The organism is Mesorhizobium sp. M9A.F.Ca.ET.002.03.1.2 (assembly GCF_003952365.1).
Taxonomy (GTDB): Bacteria; Pseudomonadota; Alphaproteobacteria; order Rhizobiales; family Rhizobiaceae; genus Mesorhizobium.
In genome coordinates, this window is the sequence record NZ_CP034443.1 from 5661330 (window position 1) to 5683648 (window position 22319).

At 62.6% G+C, this 22319-nt stretch carries 29 protein-coding genes; 7 read left to right on the forward strand and 22 right to left on the reverse strand.

Annotated features, from left to right (window positions below; translation table 11 throughout):
* Positions 1–81: 81 nt before the first annotated feature.
* Positions 82–1695, reverse strand: coding sequence for an extracellular solute-binding protein (locus EJ066_RS27400; RefSeq protein ID WP_126043053.1), 1614 nt, complete (start codon positions 1693–1695; stop codon positions 82–84).
* A 369-nt stretch (positions 1696–2064) separates the two neighbouring features.
* Between EJ066_RS27400 and EJ066_RS27405 the strand changes: the two genes are divergently transcribed.
* Positions 2065–3096: a LacI family DNA-binding transcriptional regulator gene (locus EJ066_RS27405; protein WP_126044069.1), complete on the forward strand. Its 1032-nt coding sequence runs from the start codon at positions 2065–2067 to the stop codon at positions 3094–3096.
* A gap of 15 nt (positions 3097–3111) precedes the next feature.
* Here the strand turns inward: EJ066_RS27405 and EJ066_RS27410 are convergent, their stop codons facing one another.
* The 9 genes from EJ066_RS27410 to EJ066_RS27450 form a co-directional block, all read right to left on the reverse strand.
* A complete protein-coding gene (locus tag EJ066_RS27410) occupies positions 3112–3621 on the reverse strand; it encodes a DUF126 domain-containing protein (protein WP_245454990.1) in 510 nt (169 codons plus the stop codon).
* Positions 3618–4868, reverse strand: coding sequence for an aconitase X (locus EJ066_RS27415; protein WP_126043056.1), 1251 nt, complete (start codon positions 4866–4868; stop codon positions 3618–3620). Before EJ066_RS27415 ends, EJ066_RS27410 begins: the two co-directional genes overlap by 4 nt.
* 76 nt (positions 4869–4944) lie before the next feature.
* Complete coding sequence (locus tag EJ066_RS27420; protein WP_126043057.1) at positions 4945–6012, reverse strand: ABC transporter ATP-binding protein; 1068 nt, start codon at positions 6010–6012, stop codon at positions 4945–4947.
* Complete coding sequence (locus EJ066_RS27425; RefSeq protein ID WP_126043059.1) at positions 6012–6800, reverse strand: ABC transporter permease; 789 nt, start codon at positions 6798–6800, stop codon at positions 6012–6014. The genes EJ066_RS27420 and EJ066_RS27425 overlap by 1 nt, the downstream gene beginning before the upstream one ends.
* Positions 6800–7669 (reverse strand): ABC transporter permease, encoded by an 870-nt coding sequence (locus tag EJ066_RS27430; RefSeq protein WP_126043060.1) that lies wholly within the window; start codon positions 7667–7669, stop codon positions 6800–6802. Before EJ066_RS27430 ends, EJ066_RS27425 begins: the two co-directional genes overlap by 1 nt.
* 27 nt (positions 7670–7696) lie before the next feature.
* On the reverse strand, positions 7697–8758 hold the full coding sequence (locus EJ066_RS27435) for an ABC transporter substrate-binding protein (protein WP_126043062.1): 1062 nt from the start codon (positions 8756–8758) through the stop codon (positions 7697–7699).
* Between the two features lie 55 nt (positions 8759–8813).
* On the reverse strand, positions 8814–9788 hold the full coding sequence (locus EJ066_RS27440; protein WP_126043064.1) for a PfkB family carbohydrate kinase: 975 nt from the start codon (positions 9786–9788) through the stop codon (positions 8814–8816).
* Positions 9785–10828 (reverse strand): ADP-ribosylglycohydrolase family protein, encoded by a 1044-nt coding sequence (locus EJ066_RS27445; RefSeq protein WP_126043065.1) that lies wholly within the window; start codon positions 10826–10828, stop codon positions 9785–9787. The genes EJ066_RS27440 and EJ066_RS27445 overlap by 4 nt, the downstream gene beginning before the upstream one ends.
* Position 10829: 1 nt before the next feature.
* Positions 10830–11555: a GntR family transcriptional regulator gene (locus EJ066_RS27450; RefSeq protein ID WP_126043066.1), complete on the reverse strand. Its 726-nt coding sequence runs from the start codon at positions 11553–11555 to the stop codon at positions 10830–10832.
* A gap of 239 nt (positions 11556–11794) precedes the next feature.
* Here EJ066_RS27450 and EJ066_RS27455 point away from each other — a divergent pair, with 239 nt between their 5' ends.
* Positions 11795–12121 carry a hypothetical protein gene (locus EJ066_RS27455; RefSeq protein WP_126043067.1) on the forward strand — a complete coding sequence of 109 codons (327 nt, stop codon included), beginning with the start codon at positions 11795–11797 and terminating at the stop codon, positions 12119–12121.
* Positions 12122–12363: 242 nt separating this feature from the next.
* Here the strand turns inward: EJ066_RS27455 and EJ066_RS27460 are convergent, their stop codons facing one another.
* The 10 genes from EJ066_RS27460 to EJ066_RS27505 form a co-directional block, all read right to left on the reverse strand.
* The gene (locus tag EJ066_RS27460) at positions 12364–12585 is read right to left on the reverse strand and encodes a DUF2934 domain-containing protein (protein ID WP_126043068.1); all 222 of its coding nucleotides are present in this window, start codon (positions 12583–12585) and stop codon (positions 12364–12366) included.
* A 96-nt stretch (positions 12586–12681) separates the two neighbouring features.
* A complete protein-coding gene (locus EJ066_RS27465; RefSeq protein WP_126043069.1) occupies positions 12682–12882 on the reverse strand; it encodes a hypothetical protein in 201 nt (66 codons plus the stop codon).
* 100 nt (positions 12883–12982) lie between these two features.
* Complete coding sequence (locus EJ066_RS27470; RefSeq protein ID WP_126043070.1) at positions 12983–13288, reverse strand: DUF1236 domain-containing protein; 306 nt, start codon at positions 13286–13288, stop codon at positions 12983–12985.
* A gap of 331 nt (positions 13289–13619) precedes the next feature.
* Positions 13620–14054: a hypothetical protein gene (locus EJ066_RS27475; RefSeq protein WP_348629268.1), complete on the reverse strand. Its 435-nt coding sequence runs from the start codon at positions 14052–14054 to the stop codon at positions 13620–13622.
* A gap of 349 nt (positions 14055–14403) precedes the next feature.
* The gene (locus EJ066_RS27480; RefSeq protein ID WP_126043071.1) at positions 14404–14697 is read right to left on the reverse strand and encodes a hypothetical protein; all 294 of its coding nucleotides are present in this window, start codon (positions 14695–14697) and stop codon (positions 14404–14406) included.
* 118 nt (positions 14698–14815) lie between these two features.
* Positions 14816–15160, reverse strand: coding sequence for a hypothetical protein (locus EJ066_RS27485; protein ID WP_189644376.1), 345 nt, complete (start codon positions 15158–15160; stop codon positions 14816–14818).
* Positions 15139–15351, reverse strand: coding sequence for a hypothetical protein (locus EJ066_RS27490; protein ID WP_126043072.1), 213 nt, complete (start codon positions 15349–15351; stop codon positions 15139–15141). The genes EJ066_RS27485 and EJ066_RS27490 overlap by 22 nt, the downstream gene beginning before the upstream one ends.
* Positions 15336–15605 carry a hypothetical protein gene (locus tag EJ066_RS27495; RefSeq protein WP_126043073.1) on the reverse strand — a complete coding sequence of 90 codons (270 nt, stop codon included), beginning with the start codon at positions 15603–15605 and terminating at the stop codon, positions 15336–15338. Before EJ066_RS27495 ends, EJ066_RS27490 begins: the two co-directional genes overlap by 16 nt.
* Before the next feature lie 106 nt (positions 15606–15711).
* Positions 15712–15903 (reverse strand): hypothetical protein, encoded by a 192-nt coding sequence (locus tag EJ066_RS27500; RefSeq protein ID WP_126043074.1) that lies wholly within the window; start codon positions 15901–15903, stop codon positions 15712–15714.
* Between the two features lies 1 nt (position 15904).
* Positions 15905–16717: an N-acetylmuramidase family protein gene (locus tag EJ066_RS27505; RefSeq protein ID WP_126043075.1), complete on the reverse strand. Its 813-nt coding sequence runs from the start codon at positions 16715–16717 to the stop codon at positions 15905–15907.
* An 88-nt stretch (positions 16718–16805) separates the two neighbouring features.
* Here EJ066_RS27505 and EJ066_RS27510 point away from each other — a divergent pair, with 88 nt between their 5' ends.
* The 5 genes from EJ066_RS27510 to EJ066_RS27525 all read left to right on the forward strand — a co-directional run bounded on the left by EJ066_RS27510 (position 16806) and on the right by EJ066_RS27525 (position 18824).
* Complete coding sequence (locus EJ066_RS27510; RefSeq protein WP_126043076.1) at positions 16806–16991, forward strand: hypothetical protein; 186 nt, start codon at positions 16806–16808, stop codon at positions 16989–16991.
* A gap of 117 nt (positions 16992–17108) precedes the next feature.
* Entirely contained in the window at positions 17109–17324 is a 216-nt protein-coding gene (locus tag EJ066_RS27515) for a hypothetical protein (protein WP_126043077.1), read from the forward strand.
* Positions 17325–17439: 115 nt separating this feature from the next.
* Entirely contained in the window at positions 17440–17640 is a 201-nt protein-coding gene (locus tag EJ066_RS27520) for a hypothetical protein (RefSeq protein ID WP_126043078.1), read from the forward strand.
* 141 nt (positions 17641–17781) lie between these two features.
* Entirely contained in the window at positions 17782–17958 is a 177-nt protein-coding gene (locus EJ066_RS31535) for a hypothetical protein (RefSeq protein WP_189644377.1), read from the forward strand.
* A 116-nt stretch (positions 17959–18074) separates the two neighbouring features.
* Positions 18075–18824, forward strand: coding sequence for a hypothetical protein (locus EJ066_RS27525; RefSeq protein ID WP_126043079.1), 750 nt, complete (start codon positions 18075–18077; stop codon positions 18822–18824).
* A 118-nt stretch (positions 18825–18942) separates the two neighbouring features.
* Here EJ066_RS27525 and EJ066_RS27530 read toward each other — a convergent pair whose 3' ends face one another.
* Positions 18943–19554 (reverse strand): acyltransferase, encoded by a 612-nt coding sequence (locus EJ066_RS27530; RefSeq protein ID WP_126043080.1) that lies wholly within the window; start codon positions 19552–19554, stop codon positions 18943–18945.
* 6 nt (positions 19555–19560) lie between these two features.
* Positions 19561–22269 carry an SGNH/GDSL hydrolase family protein gene (locus EJ066_RS27535; protein WP_189644378.1) on the reverse strand — a complete coding sequence of 903 codons (2709 nt, stop codon included), beginning with the start codon at positions 22267–22269 and terminating at the stop codon, positions 19561–19563.
* Between the last annotated feature and the right edge of the window lie 50 nt (positions 22270–22319).

The following is a 22319-nucleotide window of genomic DNA, read 5'->3' on the forward strand; positions in this document are numbered from 1 at the left end:
CTTGCAGCTTTGCTGGCACCATCGTTTGCGGAGGGGAAGAACAATCACTCCTCCCCTCCATTCGAATCCCAGGAGGAAGGATCAGCTGATCGGATCGAGAACGGTGGGCCATGCCTCCTTGTTGGTCTTGATGGCTTCGAGAAGCTTGTCCTCGCCGGTCCGGCGGGCGATCTTCTTCCATTCCGCCTCGGTGTCGGCCATCGCCTGCTCGGCGGTCTTGGCCTTGGTAAGGGCTGCGACAAGGTTCTCGTCCAGCGCATTGTGGAAGGCGGTGGCGCCGGGATAGTTGATGGTCGGCACGGTGCGGGCGACCGTCTCGCGCACCACATCCATATGGTAGGCGTGGTAGGTCTGGCGAACCAGCGGGTCGGAGAAATCCGACAACCGGAACGGATCGAAATAGCCGCCCGGATTGGCGGTCATCCAGGCATAGATACGGCTCGATCCGAGCCACTGCAGGAACAGGTAGCAGGCCTCCGGATTCTTGGCCTGCGAGGAGACCGAGGCCGACAGGTTGAGCCACAGCACCGAACGGCTGATCAGCTTGCCGTCGAGCTCGCGGCCGGGCGGCAGCATCGAGCCGATCTTGCCGGTGACCTGCGAATCCTTGTTGCCGGCATTGTCGAGGAACTTCGGCAAGTTTGAGAAGGCGCAGGTCATGGCGGCGCCGCCCTTGGCGAAATTGCCGTACTGTTCCGGCCAGCCCCACGAGATCGCATCCGGCGAATGATGGGCCAGCGAGGCGATGTACTCGTTGGTCGCGGCGATGCCTTGCTCGGAATTGATCAGCGGCTTGCCGCTATCGTCGAACAGGAACTGGTTGGGCGAGGCCATCGAGACATAGCGCTGGTACCAGTTGGTGTAGCCCCAGCCCTGGTTGCGCAGATCGGTCGATCCGAACAGGCCCTTGTCCGGACGATGGAAGAAGGCCGCGATCTCGTCATGCTGCTTCCAGGTCTTCGGCGGCGCCAACTCGTAGCCGTGTTTGTCGGAGAAGGCCTTTTTCTCGGTTGCGTCGCCGAACAGATCGGTGCTGTAGACCCAGGTCTGGAAATCGCCGTCCAGCGATACGCCATAGGTCGAGCCGCGATACTGGTTGAGCAGCGAGACGCCCTTGGCGCCATTGACATAGCCGCGCTCGGGATCGTCCCATTCGGGTTTGTACTGGGCGACGAAGTCGTCGAGCTTCAGGATGCCGCCGGTTTCGGCGAGGTCGCCGAGACGGTTCCATTCGACCGCGTAGATGTCATAGGCCCCACCCTTGGTGGAGATGTCCTGCATCGTCTTGGTGAATTCCTGGCCGTTTGGAACGCCGACAATCTCGAGCGGAATGCCGGTTTCCTTTTCCCACAGGTCCTTGATCGAAGGCGCACCGGCGGGAAATGGCTGCGTCAACTGGCCGATCGAGCCGTCGGACAGGCCGAGCACGATCTTGGCCGGCGCCTTGCCGGCCCCCTTCATTGCCTTGGCCGCTTCGATGGCGCGGCCCTCCGGCGTGTCGGGACCATACTGATAGCGCTCCGAGCCATCGAAGCCCGTCGGGCCGCCGATCATGCCCGGCGCCAGGGCATCGGCCGCATAGGCGCGGCTGGGACGGATGAATTTCGGTGCGATACCTGCGGCGGCAACAAGCACTGCCGCCTTTCCACCGGACGCCAGCAAACGGCGCCGCGACATGCGGATCATATCAGACATTGGAAGTCCTCCCTCGGGGGCCTTGTTCCTCCGCGGCCCTCATGATGGATATTGACGGCACTGTGGGAAGCCTGTCAACATCATAAATACTCAAAACACATCATAACATCGCAATTGAGGGAGAGAATGCAGTCCAGCGAGGGTTATCACACGGCACCACTGCTTGAATCTGAGGGAACCGTGCGCCGCGGCAACCCTTTTCGGCCCGGCTCGACGATTTGGTGTAGCGCGCCGGCTTGCGCATCGGCCAAGGCCGGATACATCATTTCCCATCAGAATCGCGTGGCGCGATGAAGCCTGTCGTCCCGACATCCGATCCGTAAGCGCGTTTTGATGCGTTCCTAACGCACTAGCAGTGAGGTAATGACTGTGCGGTCCACCCTGACAGACGTAGCTCGGGAAGCCGGCGTTTCACCCGCCACGGTCGACCGTGTGCTCAACAACCGCGCCGGGGTCAGGGCGCGCACCCGCGAAGTCGTGCTCGAAACGGCGCAGCGGCTTGGCTATATCGCGGAGAATTCGAACGGCCCGACCCCGCGCAACGCGCTGCCCGGCGATGTCATACGGCTCGACTTCGCCCTGCCCGCCGGCACCAATTCCTTCATCAAGATGCTGCACCGTCACATCGAAGCACAGGCGCAGTCGCGGCCCGATCTCGATGTGCGCGTCGCCACCATCGAAGGCTTCAATCCAGACCGGCTTGCCCGGCTGCTGCAGGATTTGCACGGCCAGACGCAAGGCGTCGGCGTCATCGCGCTCGACCATCCGACGGTCCGCGAGGCGATCCGCTCGCTGTCGGCCAGCGGCGTCAAGGTCGTCACCATCGCGTCCGACATCCTGCATGTGCCCAGGGTTGCCTATATCGGCATCGACAATCGCGCCGCCGGCCGCCTCGCCGGCTATCTGCTCAACCGCTTCATGGGCGCCGGTCATCCGGGTAAAGTCGCGCTGTTCGCCGGCTCGCTCTCCTATCGCGGCCATGAGGAGCGCGAGATGGGCTTCCGCCACATCCTGACGGAAGAATCGCCCAACCTGCAGATCGTCGAGATGCGCGAGATGCTCGACGATCGGGAAAAGGCCTATTCAGAGGCCTCCGCGCTGCTGGACCGGCACCCGGACCTGGCTGCAATCTACAATGTCGGGGCCGGCAACACCGGCATCGCCCGCGCGCTCAAGGAGCGAGGGCGTGCGCTGTCGACGGTGTTCCTTGGCCATGAGGTGACGGAAGGCACCAAGGACCTTCTGCTCGACGGCACGCTCGATGCGGTCATCGACCAGAACCCCCGCGTCGAGGCGCGCGAAGCGCTCAACGCGTTGACCCATGCGGTCAGGAGCTTGCCTTACGAATTGCACCAGCCGAGGCTGCAGGTGATCTTTAAGGAGAGCATCCCGGAGATCTGAACGGGATCGCGCCGATCAAGTGCTGCCCTCGATGTCGCCGGTCGCCGGCGCCGGCGCGCCACCCGACCCAGTCCGCTCAGGCGGAACGCCGGCCGTCCTGATTACCGCGTGCGTGCCCTCGGCCATGCCGATCTCGATCCGGTCGCCGGAAACAATGCCGGATGTGTCGCAGACGACCAGCGGCATGCCGATACCGTAGAGGAACTCGGCGACGATGGCGCCGACGGCAAGGATCGGGTCCGGCCGCTCCAGCAGGATGCCGGCCGGCGCCGTGCCCCTCCGAATCGCCTCGGCCAGGACCGAAGACGAGGATGACGAGCCGCGCCCGGACGCCATGACCAGGATCTTGCCGGCGATATTATTGCCCAGATCCGGATGGGAATGGTCGATGATGTCGCCTGTTTCGACATTCACGCCGCCCCAGAAACTAAGCGCTTGCGACAGTACCAGCGCCGAGCCTTCCGCCTCGCCGGCAAGCTGGAACGTGCCCGCTCTCTTCAAGATTGACTTTTCCAGCCCTTTCACCGCGCGCCTCGCACGACCCGGCCGGCCGCTGCCGAGCGGACGCAATCTTCCATGTCGCCGAACGTCACCGACACACCAATATTGCCAGGCGCATAATGCGCCCATTTACCGGAATTGGTCATCACCGCGCCGTCGAGTTGCTCAAGGATCGACGTGACATAGGTGCAGGTGTCGGTGACAGGAACCAGGCCGAACGCCTTGATGCCGGCCAGCGCGCCCTCGTCCTGCAATCGTCTCAGCGTGGCACGTCCGGTGTTGACATAGATGGGGATGCCCCTGCCCGGCGCGACCTCGCGCAGCAGCGGCAACAGGCGCATCCACTCCTCGTGGGAGAAATGCGGCGTGCCGAGCGATACCGCCGAGAGCGGCGCACCGTCGGGGATGTTGGACAGTCCGGCGAGCGCATGGTCGATATCGGCGCGCGAGATCTGGATCGTCTCCTGTGGCGCCATGCCGTGCAACGCCTCGTCGAGCGTCTTTGCTTCCGGCGTGATGCCCACCGCATGAAACAGCGCCACGGCGCCCGTCGTTGCCGCCGCCGCGCCCAGCGCCTTCAGCTGGTCTTCGTCGCGCGGCGCCAGCAGGCCCGATATCACCGGAACGCGGTCGCCACTCGCTTGCCCGATGATCAGCCCGACGCCGACGAACAGAGCATCGCTCGGTTCGAGAGCAGCGCCGGCCAGTTCGAACAGGATCCGGCCGCGCCGGTTCTCATCGAGATGCAGCCCCCAAGCCGGCGCGCGCCCGGTGATCGCGCAGCACAGGTCGATGAAATCGCCATAGCGGTTGGTTCGCGCACCGATCACCGAATTGGCGAAGACGATGGCGTTGGACTCGCCCCAGGCGATCTGCTCGCCGAAACCCGGCCGGAACCGCGTCTGATAGGGCGCGCAGGTGAAGGTCGCCTGGCAACCGAGTTCCAGATGCGCCTTCATCAGCCGGCGCGCCGGCGCCTCTTGCGACGGCGGCATCTTCACCAGGCCAGGATGGATGAGGTCGAACGATCCGACATTGAGCGTTGTCGGCACCTTGACCCGGCCACCGCCCTCGACAAGCCGCTCAACGAAATCAAGGCCGGCCTTGCCGTGGTAGAGACAGCCGTCGATATGGGCTCCAGCAATGTCCAGCAGCCTCTGCGCCCCGACCGCGTTGGAGAAGGCGACAAGGATCTTCATCGCGGCGGCCACGGCCGGACCGTGCTCGCCCTGCAGCATCGACTGGTCGCCCGCACTCAGTTCAAGCGTCATGGGGTGTTCTGCTTTCGCACTTTGCCCGACCATGCTCTTCCCGATTGCGGACCGCCTGGCAAGTCCAGGGGCCGATCTAGCCCGCGGCGATCAGCACCGTGCTCTCCGGCGACCAGCGCAGCACCACCTCTTGTCCTTCCGCCAATCTTTCAATGCCTGTGTTTTGCACGATGACCTTGAGGATTTGCCCGTCACGCTCGACGAAATAGGTGCTGCTGTTGCCGGCGAAGATGCGCTTGGAAACCTGGCCCCGTAGCATATTGGCGTTCGGATCAGAAGTCCCGGCATCGGCGGCGATGCGGATGCGTTCGGGCCGCACCGCGCAGCTGGCCTTGGCACCGGCGGTAAGCGATGCGCCCGCCCCGGCGGCGGCGATCGCCGTGCCGTCGGCCAAGCGAATGCCTGTGCCGGTGGTGTCGCCGCGAAAGATGTTGGCGTCGCCGAGGAAGGTGGCGGCGAACTCGCACTTCGGCCTGTCGTAGATCTCCTCAGGCGACCCTTCCTGCACCAGCCTGCCGTCGCGCAGGATGCCGATGCGGTCGCTCATCGTCAGCGCCTCTTCCTGGTCGTGGGTGACGAAGATGGTGGTGATGCCGATCTCGCGCTGGATGCGCTTCAGCTCGATCTGCATGTCGACGCGCAGCGCCTTGTCGAGCGCACCCAGCGGCTCGTCGAGCAAAAGTACGCGCGGCTTGGTGACGATCGCGCGGGCGAGCGCCACCCGTTGGCGCTGGCCGCCGGACAGCTGGTGCGGCCGGCGGCCACCGAGCTTGCCGAGTTGCACAAGGTCGAGCGCGCGCTGTACCTCGCTGGCTATCGTTGCCTTGGCTTCGCCGCGCACCGACAGGCCGAAGGCGATATTGTCGGCCACGCTCATGTTGGGAAACAGCGCATAGTTCTGGAACACCATGCCGATGCGCCGCTTCTCGACCGGCACCCGCTCGACGCTCTCGCCGCCGATCGCGATGCGGCCGGAGTCGGGAAAATCGAAACCCGCGATCTGCCTGAGCAGCGTGGTCTTGCCGCTGCCCGACGGCCCGAGCAGCGCATAGAACCCGCCATCGGCGAAATCGATGGAGACGTCGTCCAGCGCCTTGTGCGCCCCGAAACTGCGCGACACATTCGATACCTGCACGCCGGCCATTATTTTTCTCCGCCGAATTTGAAGAACCGTGCCGTAAGCAGCATCAGCGCCATCGACACGACGATGATGATCGTCGAGACCGCATTGATCTCGGGCGTGAAGCCCTTGCGGATCGCGGCATAGATTTCGACCGGCAACGTCGTCTGGCCCGGCGTCGACAGGAAGTAGGACACCACGAACTGGTCGAACGACACGGCAAAGGCGAACAGCCCGCCGGCAATGACGCCGGGCATGGTCCAGGGCAGCGTCACGCGCGAAGTCACCTGCCACCGGTTGGCGCCGAGTGAGCGCGCCGCCTCTTCCAGGTCCGGCGCAAAGGTCTGCAGCCGGGCAGAGACGACGACGATGACGTAGGGCAGCGCCAGCGCCACGTGGCCGAGCAGGATTGCAAACAGCCCCCGTCCGATGCCGACGCCGAAGAAGAAGATCAGCATCGCCGTGCCGGTGATCAGCCACGGAATGGCGATCGGCGGAAACAACAGCGCCTGCAGGAATTTCTTGCCTGGGAAGTCGTAACGATAGAGTGCCAGCGATGCCGCCGTCCCAAGCACCGTGCAAATGACGGTGGTGATGACCGCGATCCTGACGCTGTTCCAGGTTGCCGAGATCAGCTGGTCGTTTTGCCATAGCGAAGCGTACCACTCCGTCGTCCATTCGAGCGGCAGCTGGTAGAATGGCGAGACGTTGAACGACATCAGCGCCATGATGATGATTGGCAAATAGAGGAAGGCGAGCAGCAGCCAGATGTAGAGGCGCCCGAGCCATTCCAGGATACGCGTCGTCGCCATCACGCGGCCCTCCTGAGCACCGGCGAGGCCACCGCCAGAATGATCAGCACCACGGCCAGCAGGATGAACGAGAGCGCCGCGCCCAGCGGCCAGTTGAAGACGGCAACGAACTGGTCCTCGATGATCGTGCCATAGAAGGTGCCGGTACGGCCGCCGAGGATGCGCGGTTCCATGAAGGAGCCGACGACGGGAACGAAGACCAGCGCCGCACCTGCGACCAGCCCCGGCATTGACAGCGGCATGATCACCCGTTTCAGCATCTGCAGCCTTGAGGCGCCGAGCGAACGCCCTGCCTCGATCAGCGAATCGTCGATCGCCTGCAGCGTGAGGTAGCAGGTCAGCACCATGTAGGGCACGTAGGAGTGCACCAGCCCGATGATGACCGCCGGATAGGAATACATCAGGTCGATGTTGATCTTGAACGGCAGCACGGCGTTGAGCGCCGTGTCGAGGATGCCGCCTTCGCGCAGCACCATCGCCCAGGAGAAGATGCGCACCAGCCCGTTCGACCAGAACGGCAGGATGACCAGCAGGAAGATCGCCTCGCGGCTGCGCCCCTTCAGCACCTTGGCCAGCACATAAGCCGCGGGATAGCCGATGACAACGCACCACAGCGTCACCTCGAGCCCGAGCCTGAGCGACGCCAGAAGCAGCGTCCAGTAGAGGCCTTGCGAGAAGAAGGTCGTGTAATTGTCGAGCGTAAACGCCCACGCCTTCCCCGACAGCGGCAGCTCCGTCATGAACGAGAAGAAGACCATGGCCGACAGCGGCAGGAAGATCGCCACCGTCAGCCAGAGATAGGCAGGCAGGAGCAAAGGCAAAGCCGATCGCAATCCGCTCCTCGAACCGACCGCGACTTGTCCGGCCATATGCCTCTCCTCCCCGAAAGCCAGCCGCTACTTCACGTCGACCTTCAACTCCTGCCACAATGCCAGATAAGCCTCGCGCTGCGCGTCGGTGATCGGCGCCTGGAACTGGATGCGCTTGGCGACATCGGGATCGCCCATCACCTTGCGGTTGAAAGCGTCTTCGGGAAGCGCCTCCACCGCCTTGGTATTGGCTGACACCGGCGCGCCAACCTTGGTGACCCATTCGACGTAGAAGCCGGGATCGATCATGTAGTTGATGAAGGCCTCGGCGCCGGCAACGTTCTTGGCGCCGACGGGAATGGAGAAGGCGTCGAGCCAGGCGACGGCGCCTTCCTGCGGGATGACCAGCGAGACCGGCAGCTTGAAGTGCGTCTTGGCGCGGTCGGCCGAGCCGCTCCAGTAGGTGCCGATATCAATCTGGTTGGAGGCGACCATCTGGTTCCAGTCGTTCTCCGAGCTCCAGAACGTCTTGATCTGCGGCATCAGCGAGGTCAGCTTTGCCTTGACCGCCTCCATGTCTTTGATATCGTTTATGTTCTGGCCGGTAGCGATGGCGCCGAACTGGACCGCTTCGACGGCATCGTCACGGATGACGACGCGGCCCTTACGAGCTTCGTTCCACATCTCGGTGATGCTGGTCGGCGGAGTCTCGAAGGATTTCTCGTTGATGGCGAGCGCGGTTAGCCCCCACACCCATGGCACGCCATAGACCTTGCCGTCGCGGGCGAGCATCGGCGATCCTGATTTGTCCGGGCTGATGTCGGCATAGTTGGGAATCTTCGAGACATCGATCGGCTGGATCAGTTTTTCCGCCATCGCCTGGTCGTTGAAGGCGGCGTTGATCATGACGACGTCGTAGAGGCCGGGATTGGTCCTGAGCTTGGTCAGCATTTCCTGTTCAGAATTGAAGAAGTCGTTGACGACCTTGTTGCCGGTCGCCTTCTCGAAGGCCGCGATGGCCCAGGGCTCGTCGGCGCCGTAGCCCTTCCAGTTGAGCACATTCACCTCGTCGGCCTTGGCAGCCAACGTCAGTGCAGAAGCGAAGACGGCGATTGACGTCAGAAAAGCAGTCGGTTTGGGCATGCGCATGTTCGTTCCTCTCATTGTTTGCCCGGTTGGCGGGCTTGTTACGTCATTGAGGCTGTCAGAAATGGGCCTCTTGCTTCCGGCCATGCGCGGTCGTCGACCGATCGCCGTGGCTGAGGAATGTCTGGATCTCCTGATCGGTCGGCGCCGACGACCCGCCATGGCGGGTGACCGAGAGCGCCGCCGCCGCATTGGCGTAGCGCGCCGCCTCGAAAGGCGGTACACCGCGCGACAACGCGCTGATGAAGGCGCCGATATGCGTATCGCCGGCGCCGTTGGTGTCGACGGCGGCAACCTTGAAGCCGGGCACGGCCTGCGCGGTGCCGTCGGCCAGCCGCACGAAACAGCCTTGGGCCCCGGCGCGGATGACAACGCCCGCCGCCTTGGGGCAGTGGTCGGCCAGAAGCCGTACCGCGAAGGCCTCGATGTCGCCAAAGCCAGCGATCTCGGCCGCTTCCGCCATATTGCAGCTCAGCCATGTCGTGCGGGCGAGCACGCGTGAAAGGATCGCGCGAGGGATGTCTGATACAACCGGGGTCGGATCGAAGACGAAAGGAGTTTCCGCCGGCAGGGCCTCGATCCAGTCGGCCAGCGCGTCGCGGCTCCCGGCATAGCTCAGCGTGTAGCCGGAGGTGAATACCCAGTCTCCTGGCACGATCGACACCGGCGCCAGGAGATCAACGCTCAGCACGCCCTCCGCGCCCGGCCACGACACGAAAGTGCGTTCCGCATCGCTGCTGATCAGCGCGACGCAATTGCCGCTGTCCATCACCAGGGATGGCGGCGTCAGCGTCTCGATGCCTTCGGCTGCAAAGGCGGCACGCAGGAAATCGCCATTCGACCCGCTGCCGAGCTGGCCGCCGAAGACGACCTTCATCCCGGTGCGGCTGGCGGCGACCATCATATTGAAGCCGCCGCCGGCGACCTGGGCATAGCTCGATGCGGTCTTTTCGGTGCCGGGCGCCGGCAAGGCGTCGATGCGGTAGACATAATCGACCACCGCGCTGCCGACATGGACGAGACGCCCGTTCATGCCGCCGCGTCCTTGCCTGAATTGCTTTTCGCCGACCGCGCCGCGACCAGGTCGGCGGCGAGCGCGCGCACCTGCGCAATGTCAATGCCTTTGAGCCGGGCAATGTGTTCCTGCGGCAATCGGCAAAAGCCGGCGCAGGCGCCGGCAATGCCGGCGGCAATGGCGCCGATCGTATCGGTGTCGCCCCCAAGATTGGCGCTGATGACGGCCGCTCGCCAAGGATCGCCGCCAGCGATTTCCAGCACCGCGAAGGCCGCCGGAACCGATTCCTGGCTGGCAACGCCGGTGCCGACCAGGTCGACGATGAGCCGTATCCCATCGGTGACGGGCTTGCCGCGAACGAGGCCCCTCGCCCAGTCGATGCGCGCGGCGATATCGCCGCCGGTGACCCAATGACCCAGTGCTGCGCCACGCCTGGCCGCCGTGACGGCTAGGTCCAAAGCGGTGCGCCAGTCGTCGCCGGCAACGCCGCTGCTGACGGCGGCGGCCACCGCAGCGGCCGAGGCAATGGCGATCGAGGTGTTGTGCGTCGCCCGGCAGGTTTCCGCAACCTTGGCGACCAGCGCGTCGAGCGGTTCCAGCGGCATCATGATGCCGACTGGCGCGATGCGCATCGCGGCACCATTGGTGTCGCCGCTACGCCCAGCTTCCTCGGCCGGCACGCCGTCATTGATGGCGTCGATGGCGCGCTTGGTCGATGGTCCGAGCAGATCGTAGCTGCCGCGCGCCTTGACCTCGCGCTCCCATTCGAGCAGCGCGTTGACCCAGCCCGTGTGATCGAAGCCATCGCCTGAAACAACCAGGATACGGCCGAGCAGCAGCGCCTGTTCGGTGTCGTCGGTAATGGTGCCGGCGGCCAGGCCCTTGGACACCGGATGGTCGGCGACAGGCGCGACGAAATCCTCGACATGGCCGTAGAGTTCAGCGATGCGGGCCGGCGACAAAAGTTGCGTCGGCATGCCGAGCGCATCGCCCAGCGCGCCGCCGATGAGCGCGCCCATCGCCCGATCGATCGTCTCGGCCAGCGCCATGTCCGGCATCTCAGAACTCCAGGTGAAGGGCGAAATGCGCGGGATTGAGCAGGCTTGTGACAAACTCGATGGCGCGACCGTCGGCGGCGCGCGTCAACCGCCGCGTGCGCAGGAACGGCGCGCCAGGCGAACAGTCGAGAATGGCCGCGTCCTCGGCGCTCAGCATCTCGATATCGACCCACTCCTCGCCATGATCGGGGACAAGCCCCGCCCCACGCAGCGTCTGGTGTAGTGAGCCTTCGCGCAGGCCGCGCAACGGCACGTCCTCCAGTTCGGGCGACAGCGGCAATCGGCTGCGCTCGATCGAGATGGCATGGCCGTCTTCAGCGTTGGTGCGGACACGGTCAACGGCGATGAAGAAAGGGCTTTCGACGCCGAGCCTGGCGGCAAGTTCGGCATCCTGCATGACTTCGAGCCTAAGCGTGCGTGTGTCGGCATTGGCGCCGGCATTGGCCAGCGCCCGCGACCAGCCGACGGCGTCGTCGACCGGCATGCCGTCGAAGGTGACGAACGAGCCGATGCCGACCTTGGTGGTGATCAGCCCGCGGCTAGACAATTCCTCAAGCCCCTTGCGGATGGTGTTGCGGCTGACGGAAAAGCGCTGGACGAGCTCGTTCTCGCTCTGCAGGCGGTCGCCGAAACCGAGCACGCCGGAGCGGATCTCGTGTTCGAGGACGGTTGCGATCCGCTCCGGCTTGCCCGTTCCGGGAGACGATAGATTGGTGCGGCGCGCCATGGAATACCTGTCCAGTATACCTGTATAATCCTGTTCAATATCGTGGCGCGGCAGTCATGTCAACGGCTCATGGCCAGTACGATTGTTACGCTCCGGCACCCCCTCGCCGGGGCAAGATTGATTGCGAACGGTTAGTTGCTGGCTCGAATTTTATGGGAACCTTCGCCACTCCGAGCGGTTTTTTCTATAGTCGCAAATGCGGCGACAACCGAAAAAATGCAGACAAATGGAGACAAACCATGCTTAGGAAAATCCTTGCAGCGTCCGTGCTCGCCGCCGGTCTGGCTACCTCTGCGATGGCCCAGGATGCCAGCGACCCAAGCGCTGACATGGGTACTGGCAGCGACAGAAGCGTCGTCACCGACCCGGCCCCGATCGATCCAAACCTGGCCGATCCGAATGCTGTCGATTACGGAACTACCGGTAGCATCGTGGGGCCTGACGGCTTGAATTCCAATGCCGACCAGAACTGCCCTATAAGCCCGCAGGGCGCGATGCCTGATGCGACGAACAAGGCTCCCGGCACGGTTTCACCTACCGTCAACGACAACCACTGCGGCAAGTAGCCGAGATCGAACTTCGGGAATTCACGCTTTTGCGTTTCGGCCGCGGCAAGTTTCGTCCCGCGGCCGAAACGCCATTTATTCGGACTGCTCAGAAGCTGATCCCCTTTGTGCCGGAGACTGCCCCGCCGGCAATGGATTCGGTTTCCGCGTTTGGATCCGTCGCCCCTTGTCGATCCGTCGCCCTTATCCGGCGTGGGATTGTCCCAAAACCGGCTTCCACGTTGGGTCCGGTGCTAGCTCGCTTACGCCTTGCGCGGCCGGGCAGTTTTTGGCTTGGTGTCCCCGCTGGCCTTGGCGGCCGGCTTTTTCGGCTGAGCCGCCTTCGCTTTTGGCTTGCCCTCCTCACTGTCGATCTCAGCAGTGGCCTGGTCCCAGTGCTGCTGATGCGCGCCGTCGGGCCGACCGGCTTGTTCCCAAATTGTGTGGGCCCGCCGACGAATGCGTTCCTGCCTGTCGTCCGTCACTATTACCTCCATCGCTTCACTTTCTCGAGCGACAACTGTCTTAGCTGAAATTTCGATCGGCGTCTTGAGCGGCCCCCAGCCTAGTCGGACAGAAGCCTAGTCGGACAGAACCGCGACACCGAGGAGTGCTGCCTTCTTGGTGATCAGCCCCGCCAGATCCGCATCCGAGCGCTCCGTTCCAGTTCGCTCACGCACCGCTGCAATCAGCTCCTTCATCGACAACAGGGCAGTGCCCCGTTCAGCAAGCAATTTGTCGACAGATGCGGCCACATTGGCTGACTCGACATGCGGCAACATGGAAATGGCTCCTTTCCTTCCCAGACGACGATCACATCCGGTAACGGCCGGCAGGCCCGCCGCTCTCTCCTTGCATTCCCGAGAGAGCGGCGGGTGAAGGTCAGTCGATGACCTGCACGATCCTGCGCGTGCCGGGATCGACCAGCACGGTGTGATCGTCGACGATTACGTATCTGTATTCGACGTCGGGAACATCAATCGGATGAAGTTCAACCGTATCGGGCAAGGTGGAACCGACATTGAGCTCCACTCCCAGAAGGCTAATCGACGCCAGCGGCTGCCTGTCCACATATTCGCGGATGACTGTCTGCTGCTCGGGCGTAACAATCACCTGGTCTGCGGTGGCCACGCCGACACCGGCGAGCAGAACTAGCCCGGCGGCGGCAGGAACAAGGTGGATTTTCATCGTCTTCTCCTGTCTGGTTGCGGGCTCCGCCTTCCACCTATCGGGAACCGCGGACCCAGATTGCAAACGCCCACGCAACCTTCTTGTTCCGTGAGTGGCGGCTAATTGATCACCACATTGGCGCTGCCCTGGTGCGTTGCTGCGAGCAATCGCAGTGACCCGCGTTCCTGTTGCAGGAACGCGGGCCGATCGGATTTCCCGATCAGCAGCGATACCGGTGGGGGGATGATATCGACTGCTTCGACAAGAACAATTAGCAATAACTAATGTTCCTGACCGAAAGCGAAAAAGCTTGCGCCGTCGCGAACCGTCGCGAGACGGCATGCTGTGCCTATTGTTTCGGCGGCTGCGGCGGAACCTCGCCGGGCTTGATCACCGGCGTCTTGCCTTCGTCTGGCGGCAGTGCGGTTATGCCAAAATCGCCCGTCGGCGGCGGCAGCAGCACGCCGTTGCAGGGATCAAGCGTGTCAGTCAGGCTGTTGTTGTTGCTGACCCCGTTGTTGACGGGCGGCTTGAGCTGCTGGCCGTTTTGCGGTTCGGCCTGGCAGGAGCCGGGCTGGACAGGCGCCTGGTCGGGTGCCTGGTTGTCCGTCTGGGCGGCAACCGGCGCCGCCAATGCCAGTGCGCCCAGAACGCCCATCCTCAACGTGCTTGGCAAGAACACAAAAGGTTTCATCTCGGGCTCCTTCCCGCGAAGGATCATCTCCTTGTCAAAGCAGGTGGGCCGCGATTGGTTCCCGCATGCGGCAACGCGCCCCGATTCCATGCTGGCTCCGTTACTCCTGTTCGACCGACGATAGCTTTTTGGCCGACAACGGAGATGACATGCGTTGAAGACGCAAAAAAACGCCCCGTTTCCGGGCGGAGCATGTTGAGAAATCGTTAATCAGCGATTGCTACTATACAGGGATCATGACCAAGGACCTCGGTAACGCCGTCAGGAACATCCCCAGGGAACCGGCAAGGAGCTCCGCCCTCAGCCGGTTGGCGCCGGCCTTGTTTCCCCTGGTGGTCGTTGCGCTTGGATATCTGGTCGGCTGGCAATTTTTCGGCTTCTAGAGCATCGGATCCCACGGCTTCCCGCGAAAATCCTTGAATCGGGCGCCGACTGCCTCTCAGTCCGGAAAATCGAAGACCGGTTCCTCGCATCGATGGACCCGACATTGACCATCATGCGTCCAGACATAGGCGGCGGTCGGCACTTCGGGCCAGTCGCACTCATTGCCGAATTGGCGGACATATCGATCATAGGTGTTGCGGCCAGTGGTCAGGACGACCGCGCGCCGGCTCTGGATCAGCTGCTGCGTCTGTTCACATGTCATGGTGCGCGCGTCCGGCCGGGCGTAAGCCATGCTTGTGGCGGCAAGCAGGATCGCTGCGGCTGTCGAGGCTATTGGGCGAGCTGGCATGGTATCCTCACGAGGGTCGTGCCTAACGCGCACCTTCGCTTCTGGTTCCGCGACCTCCAACCGAAGCTGCATCTCTCGCGCGCGGAAGGTTGTTGCTGCGGTGCGATAAGACAGGCGCTCACTCCTCCTTCTCCGGCTTGAACCGCTTCACCACCACCTCGAAGACGATGTCCGAGATCCACATCGCCGACACGCCGATGAGGAACGCCGCGGCCAGCGTCGTGGTGTCATCGTCGGCCGACGGGACAGGCAGGCCGGTGGCACGGAAATATTGCACCACGGGAAGCGTCAGGTACGCCGCTGCCAGCGCGCCACAGATTGGCGACGCCACCATCTCGCGGACCTTGTAGCGGTGGCGCGACAAGGCTCGCAAAATGCCGCCGGAAAGGCCGGCGACCACGACCGCAGCCTTGATGCCGAGCGTATCGAGGAGCTCGTGTATCATGGCCTCCACCCGCACCATCTGGCGCCCTTCCCGTTGTAGGCGTTCACCTCGTCGAGCTCGGGCCGCGTCATGGCGGCGACGACGACCGCGGACGGACGGCGCGGCTGGCTGTGGTCGCACCAGACCTGGCGCGGATCGTTGACTGGCGGTGTTGTCGTGCAGGCGGCGAGCGCCATGCACAGAGTGAGTACTTTCAATGCCGAGCCCATTTTGCCGCCTCCGCTCTTGCTTCGGCGTCCGTCATGCCGGCGGCTTGGCGTTCGGCGACCGTGGCCTCCCTATCCATCTCGAGACGGTCTTGTGCGGCGGCAAGGTCTTTTCCCGCCTGCTTTGCCGCTTCCTTCTTCGCCCGGCTGATGCCGCCGGCGAGGTACAGCCCGAGGCCACCGACCAGCGCGGCGAAGGTCGCGATGATCGTCTTGTTGCCAATGATGGCGCCGAGAATGGTGAGGATCGTGGTCATTTAAGCCGCCTCCCCGTCGCCATCATGAAAGCGGTGTAGAGGATCGGGCCGGCCATGCCGAAGCTGAGCCACGCGACAGGCGCGGTGAGAACCCAGAAGGCGGTTTTCATCGGCGTTCCCTCACGAAGTAGCCGACTGCGAATCCGACGATGACGGGAAGCGGCTCCCAGATCATGGGATCGGCGAATTGCGGCCATGCATTGGTCACGGCTGCCTTGATGACCCCGGCGAGCGAAGCCGAGATCATGGCGGCGGACAGCTTCCGGCTTGGCGCAAGCGTTGGTTGGTTGATCAGCATGTCATTTGCCTTTCCAGGAGAAGATTACGCCGATGCTCGCCAGGATCAGCCGCCACAGCCAGTTGCGTTCAACGTATTCGGAGATAGGGCTTGGCTTTGCCGCTGGCGTGGGCATAGGGGCCGATGCGGGCGGCGTGACGGGCTTCGGCGGCTGCGGAGCCGGGACAGGAGCCGGAGCGGGCTGGGGAGGCATAGGCGCCGCGGCAGGCGGCCACGGCGTATCCTTGATGCGCGACCATTTGCGATAGGCATTGGCCAGCTTGGTGTCGTAGGCGTTTTTCCTGTAGCCCGATCCGTTGTAGCCCTTCGCGAAACCCGCCCAATCGTGCTTGCGAAGAGCAATATCGAGCTTGTGGAACTTGATGAAGTTCACCGCAGCCAGGAGCTGGCTTTCCTCGTCCTCCATCATGGCTTCGACCATGGCCTGCACGGTGAGGAAGCCGGCCGCCTTGAAATTCTCGCCGAGAACCTGGCCCAGCCCCCACGACGCCGATCTGAGCGCCGCCGTCTCGTCGATCGCGATAGCCGCTTTCAGGCGCGGGTAGCTGTCCCGGGGATAAGGCTTTTCACCCCACCGGGGATAGGCAAGGCCGGCTGCGACAGCTTGCGCCCGCGCCGCCCCCGACAGGTTGCGGAAAAGGACATGCGGCTCGAACAGGATGATCGGCCGGCCCTGGGCGTCGAAGCCATGCCCGCTGGTCTCGACATCGAGAAAGGCGTGGATCTCATCCTCGCCGACGCCGATCCTGGCGCCAAGCCTCGGCAGATCGAGATCGGTGAGGCGCCTGGCGGTGCCCTTGAACGTTGTATCCATGGTTGTCCTTTCCGCCCTCGCGGGCAGGTTGATGTTTGCAAGCGATTGTGTGAAATGAGCCCAAGGGGATGACAGGGGAGGATTTACCATGTCGCAAGGCGAAGGAACGGCCGCGGCGCGCTGGACGGTGAAGGCCGAACTCTGCGCGGTGGGCCGCGACAGGCCCCTGCTTGTGGCGCTGGCAGCGATCTTCTGCCTCTATTGCGGGCTGGTCGCCGGGCCGATCCTTTACGCGTTCCTGGCCATCCAGGGCATGGCGGATTTCTTCAAGTGATGGTGTCGGCCATTTGAAAACAGCTCGATTGCCACCTGAACCGAAATTGCTTAGCCGGGATGAAACTGCTCCCATGAACCGTTCGTACCTTGTGGGAGACGAGGTGCGGGAGGGCACGTGACAATTAGGATCAGGCTTCCGGGCGGGACTCTTAAGATCAAGAAAAAAGACGAGCTGCGCCGCCGCGAGCAGAAACGCCAGGTCCCGGTGTTGCAGGTGGGAAATTACTTCATCGTCTGGTGGCCGAGCAGCATGTCGGATCGTCCATCCTCGACCAAAAAAAGCGGGGCACACGACCACGCACCGGATGATCCTGACCACGCCGCGCGCTGACGTTCGCGCCGGTTTCCTTTCGGAAATGGCCCCAGAAATAGTCAAGGATCGGCTATTGACTCTTCCGCTACGGAAGCTCTTTAGTCGCTGCATTGCACAACGGGGGTTGGGGGCAATGGCAGTGCGTATCAGGTTGCCGGGCGGCACCTTGAAGGTGAAGATTTATCGTGAATTGCGCGCCCGCGAGCGCGAGCGCCGCATACCTGTCGTCAAGATCGGTTCGGTCTATTTATCCTGGTGGTCGAACAGTCGGCGTCCTCTGAACAACGAAGCGGGTGCGCCGGACGATCCTGATCGGCCCCAGCCAGCGCCTTGACGCCCTCATCGGGCGCCTGCTCAAATCCTTCCGGAAATAGTCAGAAAAACTCGCCCATCGGCTGTTGACTCTTCCGCAGGGGAAGTTCTCTAATTGCTGCATTGCACACCAATCTTGCGTTGCACGGCGGGAGTTGAACCGATGGCAGTGCGTATCAGATTGCCGGGCGGCACTCTGAAAGTGAAAGTCTACCGCGAATTGCGGGGACGGGAACGCGAGCGCCGCGTGCCGGTCATGAAGATCGGTTCGCTGTATTTTATCTGGTGGTCGAACAGCCAGCACGGCTCTCACGACAAGCCGCAAGACAGCCATCAATAGGCGTTGTCGAGGCAAACGAACTAGAGCGTGAACACCTCATCATCACGCTTGCAAAGTGGAGGTGCTTGCCGCAAATAGCGGCGGGGCAGATGGGCAAATGGTCGAGGAGTCGATCTATGAGCATCCGATCCCGTATGCACAACTTACTTCGCGCGAGTCCTCTCCGCTACTATTATCACCTCATCAAGGGGCATCTCGGCGGAGCCCCTCAATCCGATGAAAGTTTAATTCTGTCCCAGATTGTCGGGCAATGCCCCCGTACCTTCCTGGAATTTGGCTTCCATCCCACAGAATACAATTGTATCGGGCTTCGTGACTTTCAGGGCCTTCTGGTGGATGGTGACGCACAAACTGTTCGATTGGCCCGTTCCCTCCTTCCGAAACATATCGAAGCACGTCAGAGTTTCATCACTCTCGACAACATCAGCAACCTGGGAACGCACTTTCCGAGGCTTGGGGTGCTATCGGTAGATGTTGATGGAAACGACTATTGGTTTCTCAATGCTTTATTGCCGGTGCGGCCAGCTGTCATCGCCGTCGAGTACAATGCCAGCTTTGGCCTTCACCCGATCACAGTGCCCTATGATCCATCATTCGATCGAAGTGCGAAACACGAAAGTGGCTGGTATCACGGCGCCTCGATTACCGCGCTGACGAACCTCTGCAAAACACACGGCTACAAGCTCGTCGCCGTTTCGGCCGCCGGAGGAAATGTCTTCTTCCTACCTGAGGCTTCGAAATTGCCGGAACTTGATCCCGTCCAGGCCTATCGAGAAAGCACCCTTCGCAACCGCTGGTCGGGCACGACAGCGAAGGATCAGTGGGAACGGATCAAACACATGCCCGTCGTCGAAACCGTCAGTTGACAGGGACGCCGATGCCGAAAAGATGCGTATGTAGTTCAAAGAGATTTGCAAGGAGATGCCGCACCTGCATATGAAGCTCTTGGACGCGCAGTGCTCATTGATGAGGCAACCCTGCGCATCATTTCACTGGTCGGCCAGGCGGCACCAAGGCGTCGGACGGGACATCCGATCGCACGATGGCGCCGGCAGAAATTATCGCCCGATCGCCAACGGTCACGCCTTTCATGATCATGGCACCGGTGCCAATCCAGACATCATCACCGATCGTCACCGGAGCCGAGCGGATGCCAGGATCAATACGCGGATGACCCGCTTTAAAGATGGCCCTCGTTTGCTCGAAACGCTTTTCTGGATCCATTGGATGAGAGTTTGTATCGTGGATCACGACACCTGAAGAAACAAGCACTCGCTTGCCAATCTTGATGCCGATTGGGTCTGAGGACCAGACCGTCGAGCCAGCACCAAGGAAGAACCAGTCGCCGATCTCGATGCGACCCTCGTGTGCGAATACCTGCAAATGTCCGTCCAAATGGCTGTCCGCGCCAATCGAAACCCGTGATCGGTCGCCGTGGATGTTGAAGATTTCAGCCCCGGCACCGAACCGGGTTCGCGGTCCGATGGTAGCATTCTCCTTTGCAGCGCCCGTAGCGATCCACGACCAAAAACGGCGGCGAAGAGCGAGGATGGTGGAGAAGATGCGCATTCGCGAACATCTGCCATACAGGATCATCCCAGTCTAGGCTCCGAAGAAGCCCCGACGCGACAGACGGCGAAACTCCTCGACATCGAACGTTCCGTGCCGCAGCCCGCCCGCCGCATTGATGTGGAGCTCGTCCGACATATAAAGCGCCGAGGTGAAGTAGCCGATACCGCTTTCGCCGCCGACATCGATGCGCGGCCAGCCGGTCAGATTAGCGACATCCCGCACTGCCTGCATGAATTGATCGAGCGTGTTGCCCTGGCCGTTGACCCTCAAAATCTTGTGGGTGGCGTGGCCAGGCCCACCGCTGTAGGGTGTCATGAAGATGATCTTAGCAGACGGTGCCTGCGCTCGTATGGCAGTTACCGCGGCGAAGAGCGCCCCATAGAAGGTGGCGGTCGTGGTATCGTTGAGTGCGCCGAGCGTGACCTCTTGCGCCCCAAAGTCGTTGATGCCGGCTTCAAGCGTCACGATTTCGGTGTCGGCCGGGACGCCGCCTATGGCGTTGTAAATGCCATAGCTCGGATACCCAGTTGTGCTGGCGCCCAGCGCCGCGCCGCCGACGCCGAGATTGGTGAGAACCATTCCAGTCTGTTCGGCCAAAACGCTGGTGTATTGCCCTTGAGCCGTGATGCTGGAGCCAAGGGCTACCAACTTCTTGCCTACGAGAGCAGCAGAACCATCGTCGTATGCGTCTCCGCCAGCGCTGGCCGGGTCCGAGAGAAGCCCCAGATACAGGGCGGCATCCGGGACGACCGTGGCGCCTGCGCTCTTCGCCCAAGAAGAGGTGGACAGGTCCTCCGAAGAGAAGAAGACATTCGGTCCGCCGTTGATGCTAAGTTCTGACCGCTGAACGTAAAGCCCGGACGCACCATCGCCGACATACGGGTGTCCGCCGGCGATGGGGAAAATGCGGTTCTGCCAGTTGGCGCCAGACGTGGCCGTCGCTGCCGCCTCCACCGTGCATTCGTACCAGCCATTGCCCAAAGCGAGGATGCTAGCTCCGGTTCCGATTGCCGTTCCGAGGTCGAGATCGAAGGTGCAGTTGACGCTCGCTCCGGAGTTGGAGAACAGGTTGAGGCGATGACGCTCGGCCTTCTTGGCTATGACCCTCCAAACGATACTATCGCCGCTGACCACCGACTTGGCCTGCCAGACGGAAGGACTGCCCGGGCCGGTCATTTCGACAAGTTTCGATGCCGTCATACGGCCTCTGATCAACACGTCGAGTTCGTCGACGAGCGGAGGCAGGGGGATCAGGGCCGGTTCATACGGGCTGGTCGTGGTGGTAACCGTCGCGCCCTGCTTGGTAAAGCTTTCGGCGACCGGGTCGCTGCTCGGAAACAGGTTGGCGGTCTCGCCCTGCTTGCGCAGCACAATGCTGCGAATGTACATGCCGCTCATTCCGTCGGCCGTGTATGGAAGGACGCCAGCGGAAGACATGCGGGTCTGGACATTATTCGTAACGTTGGCGGCGACAAGAACGACGGCCTTGCACTCGTACCATCCGGAGCCGAGATCGGTGATGGCCGTGCTGACGATATTCGCGCCCGAGCTACTTGAGACGACACCTTCTTCGAGATTGAAGTTGGCTATGTAGACCGCACCGGCACCATTATGGATAAGCTGCAGGGCACTTCGCTCTCCAGCCTTGGCAACAACCACGTGCTCGATCATGTCGCCCGACACAAAAGAGTAGGGTCGGTAGACGGATGGGCTTACCGACCCTGCGGCCTCTGTGAGCCGGGCGGTCAGAATACTAAGGCCTTCGATCATCGCTAAGCTATAGACGTTCGAAATCAGGTCGGACGTTGCCGCCCTGCCTCCCGTATCCGTCGCAACCGGTCCAGCCGTTACACTGTGAAGGCCAAGGACACCTGTTGAAACCTCCGTCCAGAAATATTCGCCAACATCAACATTCCTGCCGAGCACGACTGCAGCGGCCGCTTCCGCCAATCCCGCCGACGCCGCGAAGCTGAAGCTCGGCGCCACCGTATAGGAGCCGGGCGCCGTGATCAGGATTTGCGTCAGCGCGCCACCCGCCACCACGAAGCGGCCTGCGGCACCCGAGCCGGCGCCGCCGGTAAACGCCAGATCGAAGGTGCCGTTGGTGCCACCGGAGCCCGCCGTGATCGCACCGCTGCCGACGACGCCAAAGCCGATCGCCGCCGCGATCGTCGGAAAGATGCCTTTGCCATATAAAGACGCGTCGCGCGCTGCCTGGGCGCTGGCCAGGTTAGTGCCCGTGGCGGCGACATTGGCCGCTGTCGCAACCACGGCGGCAGCCGTTTCGAGGCGGTCGGCGGCGGTCAGGCCGGCATTGGTGGCGGCTGTCATGGCGCTGCCGGCGGCGGCATCGGCAGCCGCAACTGTCACATCCTTCAGCGCTTCGACTTCCTCGACAACCCGCTCGATATCAGGCGGCACGAAAGGGACAATGGTGATGGCATCGCTGCCCAGCACCGGCTCGTCGGCCGTAAATTCAAACACCCGGTCGGCATTGACCGTCCCGACCTGGGTGTGAACCGTCGTCCCCTTTTGCAAGGTGCGGGCAGTGCGGGCGTCGGCGGCGCGGAACCATTCGCCTTCGCTCGCCGTGTAGATGCCGTTCTGTCTCCGGTCGGCCTGGTCCTTGACCAGCACGCGGTCGTCAACCTCGCACGGCGCGCCGTCGATGACCTGCAGGCCACGAAGGATGATGTTGGCCGTGGTCGCCAGACGCACGGGTTCGCGTTCGCCGGTCAACAATCGAACGGCGGCAGTTGCAGGTCGGGCCATCAGGCTTGCTCCATGAA

What these genes read in the sequence shown, in the direction of transcription:
- EJ066_RS27430 (WP_126043060.1), bottom strand. Translation starts at nt 7,669, where the DNA reads ATGGCCGGACAAGTCGCGGTCGGTTCGAGGAGCGGATTGCGATCGGCT.
- EJ066_RS27475 (WP_348629268.1), bottom strand. Translation starts at nt 14,054, where the DNA reads ATGGAATCGGGGCGCGTTGCCGCATGCGGGAACCAATCGCGGCCCACC.
- EJ066_RS27425 (WP_126043059.1), bottom strand. Translation starts at nt 6,800, where the DNA reads ATGGCGACGACGCGTATCCTGGAATGGCTCGGGCGCCTCTACATCTGG.
- EJ066_RS27510 (WP_126043076.1), top strand. Translation starts at nt 16,806, where the DNA reads ATGTCGCAAGGCGAAGGAACGGCCGCGGCGCGCTGGACGGTGAAGGCC.
- EJ066_RS27520 (WP_126043078.1), top strand. Translation starts at nt 17,440, where the DNA reads ATGGCAGTGCGTATCAGGTTGCCGGGCGGCACCTTGAAGGTGAAGATT.
- EJ066_RS27435 (WP_126043062.1), bottom strand. Translation starts at nt 8,758, where the DNA reads ATGCGCATGCCCAAACCGACTGCTTTTCTGACGTCAATCGCCGTCTTC.
- EJ066_RS27415 (WP_126043056.1), bottom strand. Translation starts at nt 4,868, where the DNA reads ATGACGCTTGAACTGAGTGCGGGCGACCAGTCGATGCTGCAGGGCGAG.
- EJ066_RS27485 (WP_189644376.1), bottom strand. Translation starts at nt 15,160, where the DNA reads ATGGTGCGGGTGGAGGCCATGATACACGAGCTCCTCGATACGCTCGGC.
- EJ066_RS27480 (WP_126043071.1), bottom strand. Translation starts at nt 14,697, where the DNA reads ATGCCAGCTCGCCCAATAGCCTCGACAGCCGCAGCGATCCTGCTTGCC.
- EJ066_RS27450 (WP_126043066.1), bottom strand. Translation starts at nt 11,555, where the DNA reads ATGGCGCGCCGCACCAATCTATCGTCTCCCGGAACGGGCAAGCCGGAG.
- EJ066_RS27495 (WP_126043073.1), bottom strand. Translation starts at nt 15,605, where the DNA reads ATGACCACGATCCTCACCATTCTCGGCGCCATCATTGGCAACAAGACG.
- EJ066_RS27465 (WP_126043069.1), bottom strand. Translation starts at nt 12,882, where the DNA reads ATGTTGCCGCATGTCGAGTCAGCCAATGTGGCCGCATCTGTCGACAAA.
- EJ066_RS27400 (WP_126043053.1), bottom strand. Translation starts at nt 1,695, where the DNA reads ATGTCTGATATGATCCGCATGTCGCGGCGCCGTTTGCTGGCGTCCGGT.
- EJ066_RS27470 (WP_126043070.1), bottom strand. Translation starts at nt 13,288, where the DNA reads ATGAAAATCCACCTTGTTCCTGCCGCCGCCGGGCTAGTTCTGCTCGCC.
- EJ066_RS27530 (WP_126043080.1), bottom strand. Translation starts at nt 19,554, where the DNA reads ATGATCCTGTATGGCAGATGTTCGCGAATGCGCATCTTCTCCACCATC.
- EJ066_RS27455 (WP_126043067.1), top strand. Translation starts at nt 11,795, where the DNA reads ATGCTTAGGAAAATCCTTGCAGCGTCCGTGCTCGCCGCCGGTCTGGCT.
- EJ066_RS27525 (WP_126043079.1), top strand. Translation starts at nt 18,075, where the DNA reads ATGAGCATCCGATCCCGTATGCACAACTTACTTCGCGCGAGTCCTCTC.
- EJ066_RS27420 (WP_126043057.1), bottom strand. Translation starts at nt 6,012, where the DNA reads ATGGCCGGCGTGCAGGTATCGAATGTGTCGCGCAGTTTCGGGGCGCAC.
- EJ066_RS27505 (WP_126043075.1), bottom strand. Translation starts at nt 16,717, where the DNA reads ATGGATACAACGTTCAAGGGCACCGCCAGGCGCCTCACCGATCTCGAT.
- EJ066_RS31535 (WP_189644377.1), top strand. Translation starts at nt 17,782, where the DNA reads ATGGCAGTGCGTATCAGATTGCCGGGCGGCACTCTGAAAGTGAAAGTC.
- EJ066_RS27445 (WP_126043065.1), bottom strand. Translation starts at nt 10,828, where the DNA reads ATGCCGGACATGGCGCTGGCCGAGACGATCGATCGGGCGATGGGCGCG.
- EJ066_RS27490 (WP_126043072.1), bottom strand. Translation starts at nt 15,351, where the DNA reads ATGGGCTCGGCATTGAAAGTACTCACTCTGTGCATGGCGCTCGCCGCC.
- EJ066_RS27440 (WP_126043064.1), bottom strand. Translation starts at nt 9,788, where the DNA reads ATGAACGGGCGTCTCGTCCATGTCGGCAGCGCGGTGGTCGATTATGTC.
- EJ066_RS27500 (WP_126043074.1), bottom strand. Translation starts at nt 15,903, where the DNA reads ATGCTGATCAACCAACCAACGCTTGCGCCAAGCCGGAAGCTGTCCGCC.